Here is an 18,022-nt window from a genome sequence, read left to right as displayed (position 1 = left end):
TCTATGGTCTGCGCCGCCCAAAGCGTCGTTCAAAAAGACCAGGGCAGGAGGAGCATAGTTCGTGGATACGATGACGGTGAACAAAGCCCTTGCGGGCATTCTGATCGCGCTTTTGCTGGTCAAAGGCAGTGCTATTTTGACCGAAGGACGGTTTCATGTGGAAGCCCCTGAAACGCCGGCCTATGCCGTGGCCTTGCCGGATGTGAGTGCGGACACGGAAAAAGAGGCCGAGCCCGAAGGGCCGTCTTTGGCCATGCTTTTGTCGCAAGCCTCTGCCGACAAGGGACAGCGCGCCTTTGCCAAATGTGCCGCCTGTCACAGCTACGAAAAGGGTGGGGCCAATAAGATCGGCCCTAATCTTTATGGTGTTTTGGGAAGTGCTATCGCGTCCAAACCGGGATTTGGCTATTCCGATGCCTTGGCCAACCATGGTGGCGAATGGACCTATGAACAGCTTGATGCGTGGCTTTTGAACACCAATGAAGCCATTCCGGGCAACAAAATGGCCTTTGCTGGCCTGCGCAAACCGACCGATCGTGCCAATATGATCGCCTTCTTGCGTGCCCAATCCGATCAACCGCTGCCCCTTCCTGCGGTGGAAGAGGAAGCCGGGTCGGAATAAAACAAAATCGCGGGGCCGGGGATTCTTGACAATTCCCGGCACGGCTCTTTTGTCATATAGGGGCTGGTGTGTGCTTATTCGGGCTGGCGATAAAGCCCGCTAAAGGGATGCGCTTTGCTGCGGCCCACCCAATCAATAACATCGGTCAATGGGTCCACCGTTACCGCCATATGAGTGGCATTGGCGTGCAGCAGCGTTTCATGGTCTATCATGATCCCCACATGGCCGGGAAAAAACGCCAGATCGCCCCGCCGGGCCTGATTGCGCTTTATGGCTGTCCATTGCCGGTGCCGACAGGCTGTCAGCTGAAGGTCTGAGTCGCGGGGCATGCTTATGTCTGCCGCGGCCATGGCTACTTGCACCAAACCACTGCAATCAATGCCGCTTGCGGTTTTCCCACCCCATAAATAAGGCGCACCAAAAAAGCGCTCGGCAATGGACACATAATCTCCATTGGGCTCGCCGATCTGCCGGATATGGCGCACGCAGATCCAGCCATCATATTCCTGTACCCGCCGGTAACCGCCACATGGGCTCAATTCGCCCAAGGTCAGTTGCGCCGACATGGGCAGCAAGGCGAGGGCGCTGGTTTTCAAGTCTGGCGTGGGGATCAAATGGGCAAAAAGGGCGCTGACCATATGGGTGGGCAGGCCCGAAGACGGATCGGGTGCAACGGCTGTGCGTTCGGCATAGCCCACATACCCATCGCGCGCCGATTGCCCCCATACCCAGCCTCCGCGATCTTCATAAACGGTGAAGCGTTCACCGAATAAAAGTTCGCTGACCTGTGCTCCGGTGCCACTGGCTTGCGACCGCAAGGCTGTGGTTCCTGAGACCACCACATAGGGTTGGCCTTCGGAGAATCGGCTTGCTTCGATCATGCCCTCCAGAAAGCGAGCGGCCAAATCCGGCCGAGCCGGTGTGATACGAGGATCTCTTTTCGGGGATGTCATATCAGGCTTTCGGGGATGAGTTCATGGAACGGGGTTAATGAGATGGCGTTAGCGGGGCGACGAGGCGTCGTCCGCCTGTGCCAGAATATCGCGAAATTCGCTCAAGAAAACGGCGCCCTTCACCGTTCGCTGCACAAAAACGCTGCGCCGATCCTGTTCATCGCGCTTGCGCCGCACATATCCCAGTACGCTTAATGTATCCAGAGCTCGGGTGATCACCGGTTTGGCCACCCCAAGTTCGGCGGCCAGCCCCCGCACGGTATGCGGAGGGCTTGTGGTGTAAATCGAAAGAAGAATAGCCATTTGCCTGGTGGTCAGATCTGGTGCATCAGAGCGCACACTGCCAATAAGTGCGCGGTGCCATAGGCCCAAATGGTCGGACAGCGTGCGATCCGTCATATCCGGTATCCTTCGATACGTGGCTCGTTTCGCTAGCGTATCGGTTTTTTTGTCAAAGACAAGTCAGGATGCACCGAATCGATCCTGAATGACAGAAAAAGCGGCTCGCAGGGCCATGGCCTCGCCGCCTGCCGGACGACCGGGGCGGGGCTTTTGATTCCACGCATAAACATCGAAATGCGCCCATGTCACCTCCGGGGTGATAAAGCGCGATAAATAGAGCGCAGCCGTGATGGCTCCGCCAAACGGGCTGTCTCCGGCATTGGCGATATCGGCCACGCTGCTATCCAGATAGTCCAGATAGGCTTCCCATAAAGGAAGCCGCCATAAAGGATCACCGGTGTTTGCAGCGGCTTTGGCGAAGTGGTCGGCCAAATCGTGATGTGCGGTGAAAAAGGCGGGAAGGTCCGGCCCCAGTGCCACCCGCGCTGCGCCGGTAAGCGTGGCAAAGTCTAGTAAAAGATCCGGTGTTTCTTCGCAGGCGAGTGTCAGGGCATCGCCCAGGACCAAGCGGCCTTCCGCATCGGTATTGCCGATTTCTACGGACAGGCCCTTGCGGGTTTTGATGATATCGCCGGGGCGAAAGGCCGTGCCTGAAATGGCATTTTCTACCGCCGGGATCAGCACCCGCAGGCGCACATCCAGTTTGTCGCTCATAATGCGGTGCGCCAATCCCAAAACATGGGCGGCTCCTCCCATGTCCTTTTTCATCAGGCGCATGCCGTTTGCGGGCTTGATGTCCAGTCCACCTGAATCGAAACACACTCCCTTGCCCACCAAAGTGAGTTTTGGCGCGTCTTCCCGTCCCCAGCGCAGATCGATAAGCCTTGGCGCATCGGCAGATGCCCGCCCCACCGCATGGATGGCGGGGAAATTGGCATCCAGCAGGGCATCGCCGGTGGTTACTGTCACCGTGGCGGAGAAACGGTCGGCCAAGGTCCGGCTTTCCCGCTCCAGATCAGAGGGCAGCATGTCATTGGCGGGGGTGTTCACCAGATCGCGCACCAGTGCCACCGCGGCGGCTTCCCGTGCGGCCCTTTCCTTGGCCCCTTTATTGGAAAGGAGCAGGCGTTTTGGTTTATCCGGTGTTTGTGCCTCTTGGTCGCTGTGTTTCAGATAACGGCGAAAACGATATTGCGCCAAGGCCCAGCCCAAGGCGGCCATTTCCTGTGCCTTCCCTGGCATGCCTTCGGGCAGACGATAGATGCCGGGCGGCAGCCGGTCGGCAAGAGCGGCCCAGCCCCACGGGTCCGGCGCATTGACATCGCCATTCTCGCCTAATCCCAGCACTATGGCCGCACCGCTTTGGGCGGTTGGCGGCACAAACATCACCGCTCCCTTTTTGGCCTCGAACCCTTGCAAATCTTCCCAATGCTGCACATCGGCAGGCGCGGTTTTGCGCCATTGCGCATGCGCCGCAACAGACAGGGCAAGCACCGGAATGGCCTGTTCGTGGTCATTGGTTTCAAGAAAGCTATTCGGGTCAAAGGTCACGGGCATGCTCTTTTTATGCGAGGGGCAAGGATGATCGCCGTTTATACGACAAGACCCCCGATAACATCCAGAGGATGTGGGGGACGTATAGGCACGATAGTCATCGGGGGACGGTGGTTTAAATGGCGCGGCGGTCAATTTGCGCCTTCATTGTCGGTGATGTTATTGTATGCGCCGTTTTTGCTTGGGGAGGCACCACACAACAGGCAGGGAAAATCAGGCGCACCTTGGTGCCTTTGCCTTTTTGTGAAGAAATTTCCATTTGCCCATCATGGAGCCGCATGAACAGATTGACCAAAGGCAATCCCAAGCCTGTTCCGTGCTGATCGTCCCGGACCAGATTGTGAATTTGCCCAAAGGGCCGCTTGCAGATTGCCAATTCGCTTTCGGTCATGCCCACCCCATTATCTGAAATGTCCAGAAGGAAGCGATCATCTTCGGTCAGGGAGCCTTTGATGCGGATCTCACCGCTATCTGGCGTAAATTTCACCGCATTGCTGATGAGATTGACCAAAGCCTGTTTCACCAACCGTTCGTCCACCAGCAAGCGCGGCGGATGGGCTGGCAAAGCGATATGGACGGTGGGGCTGTTCTGTTTCGTTTCCAGCGCCACAAGCTCCAGCGCGTCTTTTATGAGCGGCTTGATCTCTATCCTTTTCAGGCTCAGGTCCATCTTGCCTGCCTCAACCTTGCTTAGATCAAGTAAATCATTGATAATATGCAATAAATGCTTGCCAGATTCGCGGATATGCGTGGCGTATGATCGATAGCGCGAATCGCCCAGCTTGCCGTAAATTTCCAAGGCCATCAGATCGGAAAAGCCAATAATGGCATTTAGGGGCGTTCTGAGTTCATGGCTCATATGTGCCAGGAATTTTGACTTGGCGAGATTGGCTTCATCCGCTTCTTGGCGAGCTTTTATCAGCCGTTTTTGGGTTCTAACCAGTTCCTGACAATCATTGGATACGGCGCGGCTTACAAAAATGCCCACCATGGGAATGACCAATGCCATCAGGATGAGCAGCGCTATTGTTGTTTTGAGAACCGCATTTTCCGCATTTTCCACAAGAGGTTCGAATTGCAGGGAATGGTTTGTGATTTGAGCAACCGCCTGATCTAAAACACTGATCAATGCAGGCCGCGACAATCGTCCGGCTTCATAAGCATCAAGGGTGGAAAGAACCTCTGTCGTCAGCCTTAAATCGTCGTGGCAAACCTGTACGGCCCGCAAGATCTGGAACGCCGACAACACCACCCTTTCAACCACGCCGATGATCTCGAGGCAGGTTATAGGTTGTTCCCGGATCAATTGGACGTCACGGCGCATCTGGTCGATCGGTTCCGCTCCTTTGCGGAACACCTCCAGATCATGCACCAGCATCTGGTTATATTTTACATGAAGATAATTGAGCTTGTGCAATGTCCCGATTTTGTGGATTTCCCATCCACCAAAAAGGCCCGTCAGTCCGGTAAGCGCCATCAAATAGATCAGGATGCGCAGATTGCTCAAGACAGATCGCGTGCCATGTTTGCCGCGCGGAAGAGGCTCTTGTGCCTCTTTGTTTCCTGTTTTCTGACTCGCTGTGGCGGCCATGTGTTCTGCCTTAATGGACGTGGGTTTCCGAGGCATGCAGCTTGTGTTGCGGTCTTCCCTTTTTCGGCAGCTTCAAAAATGGTGGCCCGATATTTTTTTGTCCCGGTTGCAGTATAGCCGCATTTTATATATTTACAAAATATAGATGTGTTTTTGACACCCTCTCCCGTCTGCTTTCTCTTTTCATGTAAAAATGCCGGGCGACACGCACCCGGCATTCTTGTTTTCGCAGTGTTTGCGCCGCTTCAGGAGCGGTTGAATTTCTTGAATTTCAAGCGGTGCGGTGTGTTGGCATCATCGCCAAGACGGCGCTTGCGATCCGCTTCATAGGCCTGGAAATTGCCTTCGAACCATTCCACATGGCTGTCGCCTTCAAAGGCGAGGATATGGGTGGCCAATCGGTCAAGGAAGAAGCGATCATGGCTGATCACCACGGCGCATCCGGCGAAGTTTTCCAAGGCTTCTTCCAAAGCCCGCAGGGTTTCCACATCCAGATCGTTGGTGGGTTCATCCAAAAGCAGCACATTGCCGCCCTTGCGCAGCATCTTTGCCAGATGGACGCGGTTGCGTTCACCGCCTGACAGCAGCCCCACTTTCTTTTGCTGATCCGAGCCTTTGAAGTTGAAGGCCCCCACATAAGAGCGTGTGGCGATCTCGGTCTTGCCGAAATAGAACACATCGTCGCCGCCAGACACTTCTTCCCAGACGGTCTTGTTGTCGTCCAAAGCGTCGCGGCTTTGATCCACATAGCCCAGTTTCACCGTTTCCCCGATGGTGATGCTGCCGGCATCGGGGGTTTCTTCGCCGGTGATCAGCTTGAACAAGGTGGTTTTCCCGGCGCCATTGGGGCCGATGACCCCGACAATGCCGCCCGGTGGCAGGGAAAATGTGAGATTTTCATAAAGCAGGCGATCACCAAAGGCTTTGGAGACGCCTTCGAACTCGATCACCTTGCCGCCCAAACGGCCGGGGGGTTGCATTTTGATTTGCGCGGTGCCTGACAGCTTTTCCTGCTGTTCTTGCAGCATTTCATCATAGGCCCGGATACGCGCCTTGGATTTTGACTGGCGTGCCTTGGGGCTGGATCTGATCCACTCCAGTTCCCGCGCCAATGCCTTTTCCTTGGCCTCTTCCTTACGCTCTTCCTGGGCAAGACGTTTTTGCTTGGCTTCCAGCCATTGCGAGTAATTGCCCTCAAAGGGAATACCGTGGCCGCGATCCAGTTCCAAAACCCAGCCCACCACATTATCGAGGAAGTAGCGATCATGGGTCACCAGAACCACGGTGCCTTTATATTCTTGCAAGAAGCGCTCAAGCCACGCCACCGATTCGGCATCCAGATGGTTGGTCGGTTCATCCAGCATCAAAAGATCGGGTTTTTCCAGCAACAGGCGGCACAAAGCCACCCGGCGACGCTCTCCGCCGGACAATGTGGTGACATCGGCATCACCGGCCGGACAGCGCAGGGCGTCCATGGCAATGTCGACCTGATTGTCCAGTTCCCACAGATTATTGGCGTCGATCTCGTCTTGCAGGCGGGCCATTTCATCGGCCACCTCGTCGGAATAATCCGCCAAAATCTCGTTATAGCGATCAAGGATGGCCTGTTGCGCGGCCACACCGTCCCGCACATTGCCCAAAACATCCTTTTCCGGGTCAAGATAGGGTTCCTGGCTTAGATAGCCGGTACGGATGCCCTCTGCGGCCCATGCCTCGCCGGTGAAGTCCTTGTCGATACCGGACATGATCCGCATCAGGGTGGATTTCCCCGAGCCATTGACGCCGATCACGGCAATTTTCACACCGGGAAGGAAATTGAGATGAATATCCTTCAGGACATGGCGCCCCCCCGGATATTGCTTGTTGAGGCCTTGCATGTGGAAAACATACTGAACCATGACGTACACCGAACCTTTCAAACGACAAGAATTTCACGCGCTCCATACCGCACTCGCCGGTTTCACGCAATCGGCAGGCTTGGAGATAACCCGGAAGGCGGTTAACGTCTGGCCTTTGATCGAAATAAAAAGGAGACGCATGCGATGAAGCGCATGATCCTGGGCGCATGCCTTGTGCTATCCACCGCCATTGCGACCACCCCCACGGGGGCGCAAACGTCATCCGTTGCCACGCTTGATCCGGCCCTCGTTGAACAAGCGGCAAAGCTGCGGGCCAAAGGGCTTTCAGACCAGCAAGGATATAAGCTGATCGAGGGGCTGACCACAGAGATCGGACCGCGCCTTGCGGGCAGTGACCGGGAAGCTGCAGCCCGCCAATGGGCGCTGAAGACGCTGAAGGATCTGGGCTTTGAAACGGCCCGCATTGAACCGTTCACCATGGATGGCTGGGCGCGCGGCGTGGAAACGGCCAGGATTGTGGGCGAGGCGGACCAGCCCCTGCATATCACCGCTCTGGGCGGGTCTGTGGCCACACCGGAAGACGGCATCACAGCGCAAGTGGTGCGCTTTACCGATCTTTATGAACTGGAAGCCGCCCCGGAGGGTAGCCTTGATGGCAAGATCGCGTTTGTTGATCTGAAGCTTTATCGCTCGCAAGATGGTTCGGGCTATGGCAACACCAACTATATTCGCGGCAATTCACCATCCGTTGCGGCCCAAAAGGGTGCCGTGGGGGTTCTGATCCGTTCGGTGGGCACCGATAGCCACCGTTTTCCCCATACCGGCGGCACACGCTATAAGGACGGCATTGCGAAAATTCCTGCCGCCGCCTTGTCCAATCCCGATGCGGATCAATTGGCCCGATTGTTGGAGCGCGGCACCGCACAGGTGCATATGACCTTGACCCCCAAAGCCCTTGGACCGGTGCAATCGGGCAATGTGATTGCCGAGATCAAAGGCACCGAGCAGCCGGAAAAAATCATTGTGATCGGGGGCCATCTGGATAGCTGGGATCTGGGCACCGGCGCTGTGGATGATGGCGCCGGCGTTGGCATCACCATGGCCGCTTTAAAGCTTATCAAAGACAGCGGTTTTGCTCCCAAGCGCACCATTCGTCTTGTGCTGTGGGGGGCCGAAGAAGTGGGCCTTTTGGGCGCAAGGGCCTATGCCGAAGCGCATAAGGACGAATTGGCCGATCATGTGATTGCCGCCGAATCCGATTTCGGGGCCGGTCGGGTTTGGGATTTCCGCACCCGTGTGGGTGAAGAAGACCTGCCCTTCACCAATGCCATTCACCGCCAATTGCGGCCTTTGGGGATCGGGCGCGGTGCCAATGATTCGGGGGGCGGCCCTGATGTGATTCCGTTGCGTATGGCCGGTGTTCCGGTGGCTGCGCTTTATCAGGATGGGACCGATTATTTCGATCTGCACCACACGGCAAACGATACCTTCGACAAGATCGATCTTGCCGATATTCAGCAAAATATCGCTGCTTATGCGGTGTTTGCGTGGTTGACCGCCAATCTGGATGTGGAGTTCCGCCCACAAGCGGATGCGCCCGAACAGGCGGGGACGCAGAATTGAAAAAACAGGGATAAGGAACCGATTCCCCCGGTATCCATCGTCCCCAGCTTTTCTGATGTCTTATGACCTCAAACCAAAGCCGGGATCTTGTGAAAACATTTTGGATACGGGGCGGACCCTTGGCCCATAAAAAACCCGGCAGGAACAGAACCTGCCGGGTTTTCTTGTTGTTAAAATTTGGACTTATCCAACAATTTCAACGAGTTCCAGATCGAATGTCAGATCATGACCGGCAAGCGGATGATTGGCATCCAAAGTGATGGTTTCTTCCGTCACTTTGACGATCATCATTTCAACTTGCTGGCCCTGCTGTGTTGTGCCGGTGACGCGCATACCTTCTTCGGCTTTCATTTCCGCAGGGAACTGATCAGGCGGCACGGCGAAAACAAGATCATCACGGCGCTGGCCATAGGCCTCGTCGGCGGGAATTTTCACCTGTTTTGTCTCGCCCGGAGCCATGCCCTCAATTGCGGTTTCAAAACCGACAATCACCTGCCGCTTGCCGAGTTCAAAGGAAATGGGCTCGCGGTCACGCGAACTGTCGAATTGTTGGCCGCTGTCGAGCGTACCGGTATAATGGACCTTGACGGTGTCACCCGTGCTTGCCGTGGACAAAATCTCTCTCCTAGGACTTCTTTTGCGTGTAGAGTTGCGTAGTTCACCGCCTGAACGTCAGGGTTTCGGCTTTAAAAGTCAATGCAAGTGGCAAAAAAAGCCCCTTTTCGGTTGATGCCTTGCTCAACCGGAGGGCTGCTCCCCATGGCAGGGCCATGCAACTGCCGCCGGTGGGGCTTTCCCCAAAATCAGATCTGCGGCTTTTTCGCCGATCATGATGGCCGGTGCATTGGTATTTCCCGAAACAAGGCGCGGCATTATGGAGGCATCGGCCACCCGCAGGCCCTGAACGCCCTTGACCTTCAGATCCGGTGTTAAAACCGCGCGCTTGTCATCGGCAGGGCCCATGGCACAGGTGCCCACAGGATGAAAAATGGTGGTGCCCGTTTCGCGGGCGAAGGCCAGCAAATCGGCATCATTTTGTGCCGCTGCGCCGGGGTCGCGTTCTTTTTCCACAAAGGGTGCGATTGCGGGTTGGGCCATGATTTCGCGCGTTTGTTTCAAGGCGTCCACCATGGTTTCCTGGTCCGTTTGCGTTTTCAGATAATTGGCGGTGATATCGGGATAAGCCTGCGGATCGGCGCTTTTGGCATGGATGGAGCCGCGGCTTTCCGGACGCAGCACACAGGCCCCCAAAGTGAGCCCCGGTTCCTTGTGGAAAACCAGCTTATTTTGCGCATAGGCGTCCCCATCCAGGGTGGCAGGGGTGGCGTGGAACTGGATATCGGGGCTTTTCAGGCCGGGGCGTGTATGGGCAAAAGCGGTGATATGGGCCGGCCCCACCGACATCATCCCGTCACGCCGCAACAGATAGCGCATCAGCGACCCCAAAAGCGGCAAGCCCCGTGCCATGGCATTGATGGAAGGCGTGCCCGCTTTAAACTGCCAGCTTAGCGCCGCATTATAATGGTCTTGCAAATTCTCGCCCACGCCGGCAGATCCACCAAGGGGCGGATGCCGATGGCGTTCAACCGTGCCGCATCGCCAATGCCGGAAAGTTCCAACAGATGCGGGGAATTGACCGTGCCGCCGGACAAAATCACCTCTTGGCGGGCCGCAACATCCACGATTTTGCCGGCATTCTGATAGCGAATACCGCAGGCGCGTTTTCCTTCGAACAGTATTTTATGGGCCAGCGCTTCGGTGCGAATGTCCAGATTGGGGCGATGGGCTGCCTGGCGCAAAAATGTCCGGGCTGTAGACATCCGCGCGCCGCGATCAATGGTGAACTGGCACAGGCCCACCCCTTCTTGCACACCGATATTGAGATCATGGCGCCTGGGCAGGCCGAACTGGGCGCAGGCGTCCATCAGTTTCTTCGACATGGGATGGACATAGGCGGGTTCCCGCACCGGTAACGGTCCGCCAACGCCATGTCCCGGTTGTTGGCCATGCTGATAATCTTCCGACCGCATGAAATAGGGCAGCACGTCCGATGCCCCCCAGCCGGTACAGCCCATTTGTTGCCAGCCATCATAATCACCGGGATTGCCGCGAATATAGATCATGGCATTGATGGATGATGAACCGCCCAGCGCCTTGCCACGTGGCCATTTATGGATGCGGTTGTGGGTATGGGGATCTGGAAGCGTGGGAAATTGCCAATTGAGGGTGGTGGACTTTAGCGTCATGGCATAGCCCAAAGGCATATGGATGAAGGGATTGCTGTCTTTTGGCCCGGCCTCCAGCAGCAAAACGCGGTAGTCCGGGTTTTCGCTCAGCCGATTGGCCAGCACGCACCCCGCCGATCCCGCACCCACAATGATGAAATCAAACGCCTCCATCTCCGCTCCTTCCCCGTTTATTCTGAAGTTCTCAAGCCCTATGATCGGCGCACCAGCCGCACGGGCAGGCCGCATTTTGGCTTGGTCAATGGCATGATCTGGAAATGCGCTTCATAATCGGGTCTGTCCAATTCAATCCGCCAATGCCGCAGCAGATGAAACAGAATGATTTTTGCCTGCATGGTGGCAAAATGCAGCCCCAGACACATATGCGCCCCGCCGCCAAAGGGGACCCACGCATATTTATGACGGTCCCGCACGCCGCCTTCCGGGGAAAAGCGCATGGGATCGAAGCGGTCCGGCTCTGGCCACAGTTCAGGCATGCGATGGACAAAGGTGGGGGAAATTCCCACCAATGTTCCCTTGGGTAAGGCATAGCCGCCAAATTTGGTATCGCGCACCGTCATTCGCGGCAAGGCAGGCACCGGAGCATTCAGCCGCATGGCTTCCTTGAAGGCATAATCCACCAGCTCCAACCGGCCGAGATCGTCATAATCCAAATGCTCTCCCCCGATGGTGTCACATTCAGCGGCCAGTTTTTCCTGCCAATCCCGATTGCGGCCCAATTCATAAACAAGGGTGGTCACCGATGAGGTGATGGTGTCATGGGCGGCCATCCACAGGAAATTCATATGGTCGATGATTTGTTGATCGGTGAAGCTATTGCCGTCTTCATCTTTTGCATTGCACAGCAGGCTAAAGGTATCGCGGCCTGCACCGCCCCGCCGCTTGGCGATCAAGTCTCCCAGAAAGGCGATCATAAACCGCCGCCCCGCAACACCCCGGCCATAAAGCGTGCCGGGCAAAGGATAGCGGAACAGGGCCACCGATGCCGCCACCATATCCGATAAGGCGGTGTTCACCTTGGCCGATTGCCCGCCGGGCTTCATGCCAAGAAAGGCATCGGTGGCCATATCCAGTGTCAGCGCCTTGATGGCATCATAAAAACGGAACCGCCCGGCCTGTCCCCATGCGCCAATGCGTGTGGGCACCCCCAGATTCAGCCGTTCACAATAATGCTTCATGGCCGGTGTTTTAAAGGCCACGGTCATGATCTTGCGATGGGCGCGATGTTCGTCGAAATCCAACAACATCAGGCCGCGCGGAAACAGATCTTTCAAGAACGGCATCCAGCCCTGCTCCGAAGACAGGACCTGTTCACGGTCGAGCAAAAAGAACTCGTTGGCCTCGGGGCCGATCAGACTCACTTGTTCATGGAAGAAAAGTTTATGGCGATAAACAGGGCCATAGCGATCCAGCATGCGGCGGGTATAGGCCCGGGGATCGCGCAGGTCTTCCAGGCTGTTGCCGATGACCGGCCAGCCATCTTCACCGGGGATATGATCCAATCTGCCGGCGTTCAAGGGATGTTGCACATCTGATGCCGTGTTGGCCATGGGGGGTGCCTTTCACGATGGAACCAAGCCAGACTATATCTGCTTATGGTCCATGCCTCCCCCACCAAAACCGGCGTGCTTGTTGTTAGGCGTTTCCTTCCATCGCCAGCGCCAATGCGCCCAAAGGACCGGCGCGTTTGCCAAGGCCGGGCGGCATGATCACATCCGTCAAATCGCCATCAAAGGGCGAAACCGTCAGATAGCCCTTGAGCCGCTCTTTCGTTTGGGCGCGCAAGGCGGCAAACAGGCTGTTGCGCGCCATCACGCCACCGCCAAACAAGATGCGCCGTGTGGAAAGCATCAGGATCAAATTGGCCGCCAGCACAGATAGATACTGCGCTCCATCGCCCATGCCGGATGATCCGCCGACAGGTCATAGGCCGGATGGCCCCAGCGGGCCTCTATGGCCGGGCCGGATGCCAATCCTTCCAAACAATCGCCGTGAAAGGGGCAATGGCCTTCAAAAGGATCGGTTTCTGGATCGCGGGGCACCGCCATATGGCCAAGTTCGGGATGCATGGCACCATGCACAAGCCGACCATTGGCGACAATGCCGCCGCCAATGCCGGTGCCCACGGTCAGATAGGCATAATCGGCCACATCTTGCGCTGCGCCCCACAGCCCTTCCGCCAACGCGGCCCCGTTCACATCGGTATCGAATGTTACCGGCACATCCAGCGCCCGTGCCACCGCACCGGCAAAATCCGCGCCCGCCCATCCGGTTTTGGGCGTTGTCAGCACATGCCCCCAAGTGGCAGAGAGGGGGTCGCGGTCAATGGGGCCAAAGCTGGCCAGCCCCACGCGGGCGACCGGCCCCAATTCTACGCTGCGTTCGCGGAAAAATGCCACAATATCGGGGATGGTTTCATCCGCTGTGCGGGTGGGCATTTGTATTTGGGCGCGGATATCATCTGGTCCTGTACCGATCAGGCAGATGGTTTTTGTGCCGCCTGCTTCTATGCCACCCAAAAGCGCTGGCTGTGTCATGTCAGACCTCCTCAAGCCAGACCGTGTTATAAGGGCCAAGTACAAGATCCCCGCTTCCCTCATAGGTCTGCCCGGTCAGGCGGTCTTGCAAGGGAAAGCGAAAGCGTGCGGCGTTTATGGCCTTGATGGTAGCAGATTGTGGGTTGGGCGCGAAATTGGCCAGCAAAAGAAGCCGCCCGCGCGCGCCGGATCGCCGCATCATGAATATATGGGGATTGTCGCCAGACAAAGGCCGCGATGGTGTATCCCCATGCAAGGCCGGAAAATCCGCCCGACAGGCAATCAGATGGCGTGTCATGGCATAAACCCGGCCCGCTATGCTGCCGCTGTCATGGCGCATTTCGGCGGTTTTCCAATCCATATCGGGGCGGTGCAGCCAACGGCTGTCTGTCGCCTTCAAAGGATCGGTTTCATAGCTGTAATCGTTGAGCATCCCCAATTCGTCGCCCATATACAAAAGCGGGATGCCGCCAAAGGCGAAGATAATGCTGTATAAAAGCCGAATACGCGCCAAGGCCAGATCGATCGCGGTTTCATCGTCCTCTTGAAGGGCGGCTTCCAGCCCCGCCAAAGAGGCCAGCATCCCCGAACTGCCATGAACGGCACGGTCCTCGCCGGTTTGAAAAGATTGCCCGCGCGCAAAGCCGCCTGCGACCCGACCCGCATAGAAATCCGATAAAAACCGCACATGGTCGCTTGGGCCTTGGGCCTCGCGGTCCACATCCAGAACCGGCCAGCCAATATCATCATGGCACCGGATATAGGTGATCCAGCTTGTATTGGCGGGGGGGGCAGGCATCCGCCGCAGCATCTCTGTCAGCCGTTCGGCGCGTCCTTCCGCCAAGGCCGACCATAGCAGCACCATCAAGGTATTATGATAACCCAAATGACATTCTTCGCCCGCATATTTGCCTTCGCCCAGATAGGCGGTGAGATGTTCCGGCGCCACAATGGCTTCCGCCTTTAAAGCCAAAGCCGGAGCGGCTATGCGGGTCAGCGCGCGAAAGGCGCGCAATAAATGATGGACCTGAGGCTGATTGCGGCAATCCGTGCCCAGGCGCTTCCACATGAAAGCCACGGAATCAAGGCGCAAGACCTCGACCCCGCGATTGGCCAGAACCAGCATGATGCGCAATATTTCGCCAAATACCGCCGGATTGGCATAGTTCAGATCCCATTGATAGGGATAGAATGTGGTCCAGACCCACTGATCCATCTCGGCGATATGGGTGAAATTGCCCGGCGCACTGGCGGGAAACACCTCCTCCAGCGTTTCTTCATACTGATCAGGGTGCTGGCGGTCGGAGAAGCAATGATAATAGCCTTGATAAACCGGATCGCCCGCGCGGGCGGCCTGTGCCCATTCATGGGTATCGGCGGTGTGGTTGAGCGCCAGATCGCTGACAAGACTGATGCCGTGCTTGCGGCAGGCGCTGGCCAGCGCTTCAAGATCCTGCATGGTGCCAAGGCGGGGATCAATGCGTTCATAATCGGCCACCGCATAGCCGCCGTCGCTTTCCCCTTCCCGCGGGCAGGTGACAGGCATCAAATGAAGATAGGTGACGCCTAAGTCGCTTAAATAGGAAAGGCGCTGGCGCACCCCGTCCAAGGTGCCGCCAAACCGGTCCGCATAGGCGGAATAGCCCAGCATATGGGGCTTTTGAAACCAGTCAGGGGTATAAACCCGCTTGGCATCCAATTCCCGCAGCTCGGCCGAACGATTGGCAAAGCCTTGGGCTGCAATGTCGTAAAACCGCGCCAACCAATCCTGAAAATCGGCCCGGTGGCCGTAAAGCGCTTTCAAGGCCGTATCGGCATCGGGGCCAAAGATCTGTTTTCTAAGGGAAAAGAGGGCTTTGTCTGCGTCATCAAGGTCCGCCGCCTGCACCCGCTCCGGCGTTTTTTGAAGAGACATAGTCCGATCCTGCATCAAATGGCAGCCCACATGGCCGCACGGAACCGTTGGGCGCATCCGCCCGGGATGGCTTTTTAAAGCCGCCCCAAGCAGATGCGTTAAGGGGTTGCGTTAAAGATCAGAAGCTATAGCGCAATGTGACAGAAGCCGTCCGGCCATTGATGGCGCGCGCCCGGATCACCGCATCGGAATTGGGCAGGATAGAGCCTTCTTCCGCTTCGGTAACGCCCAGCGTATCGAACAGATTGTTCACATTGGCCGACAGCACCAGATCGGGCAGAATCTCGTAATTGGCAAAGAGATTCACCTGCGTATAGCCGGGCAGTTTCAGCTCGTTGTTGAATTGGGCAAAGGAGCTGGTGGTGCCGATGATATTGGCCCCGATGGTGAAGCCGTAATCCGTGTAGGATGGCGTCACTTGATAAATCAGGTCCGCTTGCCGGCGTGGCGTGTTGCCCACCAGATCCGGCGACAGATTGTCTTCCACAATATCCGCATCGGTCCATGTCAGCCCGGCAGTGATATCGAACGGACCATAGGAATAGGCCCCTTCAAGCTCGAAACCATAGGCGCGGTACTTACGGTCGATAAAGGTGAGGCTGGTGATTTCGAAATTCTGCTCTTCGGTTTTGGCATAGAAGAATGTGCCGAACAGATTAAGCTCGCCGGTCCGCAGTTTCACACCGGCTTCGGTTTGTTTGACGATATCCACAGCGGCGTCTTCATCCACCAAAGAACCATCGGCGGCAATGGCTGGGCCAAACAGCAAACGGTCTGCATTGGCGCTGCCACCCCGGCTATAGCGGGCAAAAACGGCCAGATCGTCGGTCAACAGATAATTGGCCCCAAAGGTGTAAGAGGCATAATCATAGGTGTAATCAACAGGCGAAGGATTGGCCAGATCCACCAGATTGACATTTTGTTCCGGTCCTTCGATCACCCCATCGCCGGTGACATCAAAGGGGGCTTGAATGGTGCCCGCAAAGCTGCCTGAAACATCACCGAAGGTATAGCGCAGGCTGGCATCAAGGCTAAGATCGCCGGTGATCCATGATACAGAGGCATAAGGGGCATCGGTATCATAATCGGCATTGTAATTACGGGTACAGCAGCCGCCAAAGGGATCACCAAACTGGAACAGGCCGTTCAGGGTCTGTTTTTGGCCATTGGCGTCAAACACATCCAAAAGGGCGGCATCCTCGCCCTTCACTTCCATCAGGAACGAGTTCCACACCCAGTCCATATTGATGGTTTGAGAAGCTTTGTAATAGCCGAATGTCACATCCACATCGCCCATATCGCCCATTTCAAAGGATTTGGCGAGTTTCAGATCATTGGCGAAATTATCGAAATCATTCACATCCACATCGAACAACGCCACGGACATGGCCAAGCCATTGCCATTGAGCGCTGCGGGATCGGCGATGGCCTGACCGCCGCTTGGGCCATTGGCATAGCCAAGGGTGGCACCCGCTCCGCCGATCTGCTCGGCCAAGGACGATGCGCTGGCTACGCTGGCCGGGAAGGGCGCAACGAAACCGCCGGAATTTTCGGAATAGCGACCACGATTGCTGATCCGCCAATCATCGGCCAGATCGAATTCGAACTCGATGCCGATGGCGGTGCTCAGGGCGCGGATCCCATCGTCCAGATCGAAACGACGGCGGTTGTTTTCGCCGTCCAGACCAACGCCCGACAACAAGAAGGGGGAATGGGGGGTGTCGGATTTGGCGTCGAACCCTTCCACCGAGCGGAATTTCGGGTTTTCATTGGTGCCGGTGGCCAAAAGCGGCATGGGCAGGAAGGTGGTTTCCCGATCATTCAGATGTTTGAAATAAAGCCGCACATAGCCATTTTCAAAATCCTTGGTGATATTGGCTTTGATCTGCCCGCCATCATCGCCGTTAAAGCCGGTGTCGCGGGTGCCTTCGCCGGTGCGATAAAATCCACCCACATGAAAGCTCAGATCGTCGGCAAGGGGGCCGCCATATTCAAAATCAAGCTGGGTGCGGTCAAAACCGATGCCCCGCGTGATGCCGATGCTGCCACCTTCCTGGGCGCCGGTTTTGCTGATCATATTGATCACGCCACCGGGGGAATTTTGCGCGAATGTGGAGGCCGAACCGCCACGCACTGCTTGAATTTGCGAAATGGTGCTATCGGCGCGCAGGAAATTATCCGCATTGCCAAAAGCGATGTCGCCAAATTGCAAAACCGGCAGGCCATCTTCTTGCAGTGAAAGGAATTTCGCGCCACCCGTGGAAATGGGCAGGCCACGCACGGCGATATTGGCATTGCCGCCCCCGCCAGAGCTTTCAGAGCGGATGCCGGGAATATTGCGGAAAATTTCGGCGGTGGAGCGCGGTGCAAAATTACGGATCTCGTCTGCGCTTAGAGAACTGGTGGAAACGCTGGTGGTCATTTTTGTGCCGCTGATGGGCACGGCGGTGATGACGATTTCCTCAAGCATGCCGACATTGGTGGACGCTGCATCGGCATCCCCGTTTTCAACCTGCGAAACAGCAGGTGATGCGGCCAATGCTGCTGTGGCCACCGATAGCATTAAACCAAAGCGTGTTGCTTGTTTCATCGGACTCTCCTCCCCAAAATGATGCGGCAGGCCAAAGCGTCTCTGTGGATTTTAATGGCTGCCAATTCGGACCGGGATGCTCTGTGTTTCCGCCATAAATGGCGCACCCCATCCAGTGATCACGAGGACGGTAAAAGATTTTGCAATCGATTGCAATAATGATTTTGCAAAATTCTGCGCAAGAAAACGC

Annotated in this window: 13 protein-coding genes and 1 pseudogene; 2 read left to right on the top strand and 12 right to left on the bottom strand. The window is 56.4% G+C overall.

Annotated elements, in window-relative coordinates:
* Positions 1 to 70: 70 nt before the first annotated feature.
* Positions 71 to 622, top strand: a complete 552-nt coding sequence (locus JCM17844_RS10575) for a c-type cytochrome (RefSeq protein WP_235898978.1) — start codon at positions 71 to 73, stop codon at positions 620 to 622.
* 74 nt (positions 623 to 696) lie between these two features.
* Here the strand turns inward: JCM17844_RS10575 and JCM17844_RS10570 are convergent, their stop codons facing one another.
* From JCM17844_RS10570 to ettA, 5 genes are all read right to left on the bottom strand, one after another.
* Positions 697 to 1,503, bottom strand: coding sequence for a C40 family peptidase (locus JCM17844_RS10570; protein WP_210431819.1), 807 nt, complete (start codon positions 1,501 to 1,503; stop codon positions 697 to 699).
* Between the two features lie 120 nt (positions 1,504 to 1,623).
* Entirely contained in the window at positions 1,624 to 1,974 is a 351-nt protein-coding gene (locus tag JCM17844_RS10565; protein ID WP_150000928.1) for a MarR family transcriptional regulator, read from the bottom strand.
* 63 nt (positions 1,975 to 2,037) lie between these two features.
* Positions 2,038 to 3,474, bottom strand: coding sequence for a leucyl aminopeptidase family protein (locus tag JCM17844_RS10560; protein ID WP_150000927.1), 1,437 nt, complete (start codon positions 3,472 to 3,474; stop codon positions 2,038 to 2,040).
* A 112-nt stretch (positions 3,475 to 3,586) separates the two neighbouring features.
* Complete coding sequence (locus JCM17844_RS10555; RefSeq protein ID WP_210431817.1) at positions 3,587 to 5,062, bottom strand: sensor histidine kinase; 1,476 nt, start codon at positions 5,060 to 5,062, stop codon at positions 3,587 to 3,589.
* A 245-nt stretch (positions 5,063 to 5,307) separates the two neighbouring features.
* Complete coding sequence (gene ettA / locus JCM17844_RS10550) at positions 5,308 to 6,960, bottom strand: energy-dependent translational throttle protein EttA (RefSeq protein ID WP_150000925.1); 1,653 nt, start codon at positions 6,958 to 6,960, stop codon at positions 5,308 to 5,310.
* Between the two features lie 144 nt (positions 6,961 to 7,104).
* Here ettA and JCM17844_RS10545 point away from each other — a divergent pair, with 144 nt between their 5' ends.
* Positions 7,105 to 8,544 carry a M20/M25/M40 family metallo-hydrolase gene (locus JCM17844_RS10545; RefSeq protein ID WP_150000924.1) on the top strand — a complete coding sequence of 480 codons (1,440 nt, stop codon included), beginning with the start codon at positions 7,105 to 7,107 and terminating at the stop codon, positions 8,542 to 8,544.
* A 183-nt stretch (positions 8,545 to 8,727) separates the two neighbouring features.
* On the opposite strand, the gene JCM17844_RS10540 is transcribed toward JCM17844_RS10545, so the two are convergent.
* The 7 genes and pseudogenes from JCM17844_RS10540 to JCM17844_RS10515 all read right to left on the bottom strand — a co-directional run bounded on the left by JCM17844_RS10540 (position 8,728) and on the right by JCM17844_RS10515 (position 17,832).
* Entirely contained in the window at positions 8,728 to 9,159 is a 432-nt protein-coding gene (locus JCM17844_RS10540; protein ID WP_150000923.1) for an FKBP-type peptidyl-prolyl cis-trans isomerase, read from the bottom strand.
* Between the two features lie 123 nt (positions 9,160 to 9,282).
* Positions 9,283 to 10,943, bottom strand: a pseudogene (locus JCM17844_RS17475) (GMC family oxidoreductase).
* A 38-nt stretch (positions 10,944 to 10,981) separates the two neighbouring features.
* Positions 10,982 to 12,340, bottom strand: a complete 1,359-nt coding sequence (locus tag JCM17844_RS10530) for a cytochrome P450 (protein WP_150000922.1) — start codon at positions 12,338 to 12,340, stop codon at positions 10,982 to 10,984.
* 85 nt (positions 12,341 to 12,425) lie between these two features.
* Positions 12,426 to 12,692 carry an ROK family protein gene (locus JCM17844_RS16665; protein ID WP_210431814.1) on the bottom strand — a complete coding sequence of 89 codons (267 nt, stop codon included), beginning with the start codon at positions 12,690 to 12,692 and terminating at the stop codon, positions 12,426 to 12,428.
* A complete protein-coding gene (locus JCM17844_RS10525) occupies positions 12,647 to 13,327 on the bottom strand; it encodes an ROK family protein (protein ID WP_210431813.1) in 681 nt (226 codons plus the stop codon). The genes JCM17844_RS16665 and JCM17844_RS10525 overlap by 46 nt, the downstream gene beginning before the upstream one ends.
* A gap of 1 nt (position 13,328) precedes the next feature.
* Positions 13,329 to 15,242 (bottom strand): alpha-amylase family protein, encoded by a 1,914-nt coding sequence (locus JCM17844_RS10520; protein ID WP_150000921.1) that lies wholly within the window; start codon positions 15,240 to 15,242, stop codon positions 13,329 to 13,331.
* A 118-nt stretch (positions 15,243 to 15,360) separates the two neighbouring features.
* The gene (locus JCM17844_RS10515) at positions 15,361 to 17,832 is read right to left on the bottom strand and encodes a TonB-dependent receptor domain-containing protein (RefSeq protein WP_210431812.1); all 2,472 of its coding nucleotides are present in this window, start codon (positions 17,830 to 17,832) and stop codon (positions 15,361 to 15,363) included.
* Between the last annotated feature and the right edge of the window lie 190 nt (positions 17,833 to 18,022).

It is taken from the genome of Iodidimonas gelatinilytica (genome assembly GCF_008579125.1).
Classification (GTDB): domain Bacteria; phylum Pseudomonadota; class Alphaproteobacteria; order Sphingomonadales; family Rhodothalassiaceae; genus Iodidimonas; species Iodidimonas muriae.
This window is presented reverse-complemented; position numbering and strand designations above follow the sequence as displayed.

Coding starts and splice junctions, on each gene's coding strand:
- JCM17844_RS10575 (WP_235898978.1), top strand. CDS start 71: ATGACGGTGAACAAAGCCCTTGCGGGCATTCTGATCGCGCTTTTGCTG.
- JCM17844_RS10570 (WP_210431819.1), bottom strand. CDS start 1,503: ATGATCGAAGCAAGCCGATTCTCCGAAGGCCAACCCTATGTGGTGGTC.
- JCM17844_RS10565 (WP_150000928.1), bottom strand. CDS start 1,974: ATGACGGATCGCACGCTGTCCGACCATTTGGGCCTATGGCACCGCGCA.
- JCM17844_RS10560 (WP_150000927.1), bottom strand. CDS start 3,474: ATGCCCGTGACCTTTGACCCGAATAGCTTTCTTGAAACCAATGACCAC.
- JCM17844_RS10555 (WP_210431817.1), bottom strand. CDS start 5,062: ATGGCCGCCACAGCGAGTCAGAAAACAGGAAACAAAGAGGCACAAGAG.
- ettA (WP_150000925.1), bottom strand. CDS start 6,960: ATGGTTCAGTATGTTTTCCACATGCAAGGCCTCAACAAGCAATATCCG.
- JCM17844_RS10545 (WP_150000924.1), top strand. CDS start 7,105: ATGAAGCGCATGATCCTGGGCGCATGCCTTGTGCTATCCACCGCCATT.
- JCM17844_RS10530 (WP_150000922.1), bottom strand. CDS start 12,340: ATGGCCAACACGGCATCAGATGTGCAACATCCCTTGAACGCCGGCAGA.
- JCM17844_RS16665 (WP_210431814.1), bottom strand. CDS start 12,692: ATGGGCGATGGAGCGCAGTATCTATCTGTGCTGGCGGCCAATTTGATC.
- JCM17844_RS10525 (WP_210431813.1), bottom strand. CDS start 13,327: ATGACACAGCCAGCGCTTTTGGGTGGCATAGAAGCAGGCGGCACAAAA.
- JCM17844_RS10520 (WP_150000921.1), bottom strand. CDS start 15,242: ATGTCTCTTCAAAAAACGCCGGAGCGGGTGCAGGCGGCGGACCTTGAT.
- JCM17844_RS10515 (WP_210431812.1), bottom strand. CDS start 17,832: ATGAAACAAGCAACACGCTTTGGTTTAATGCTATCGGTGGCCACAGCA.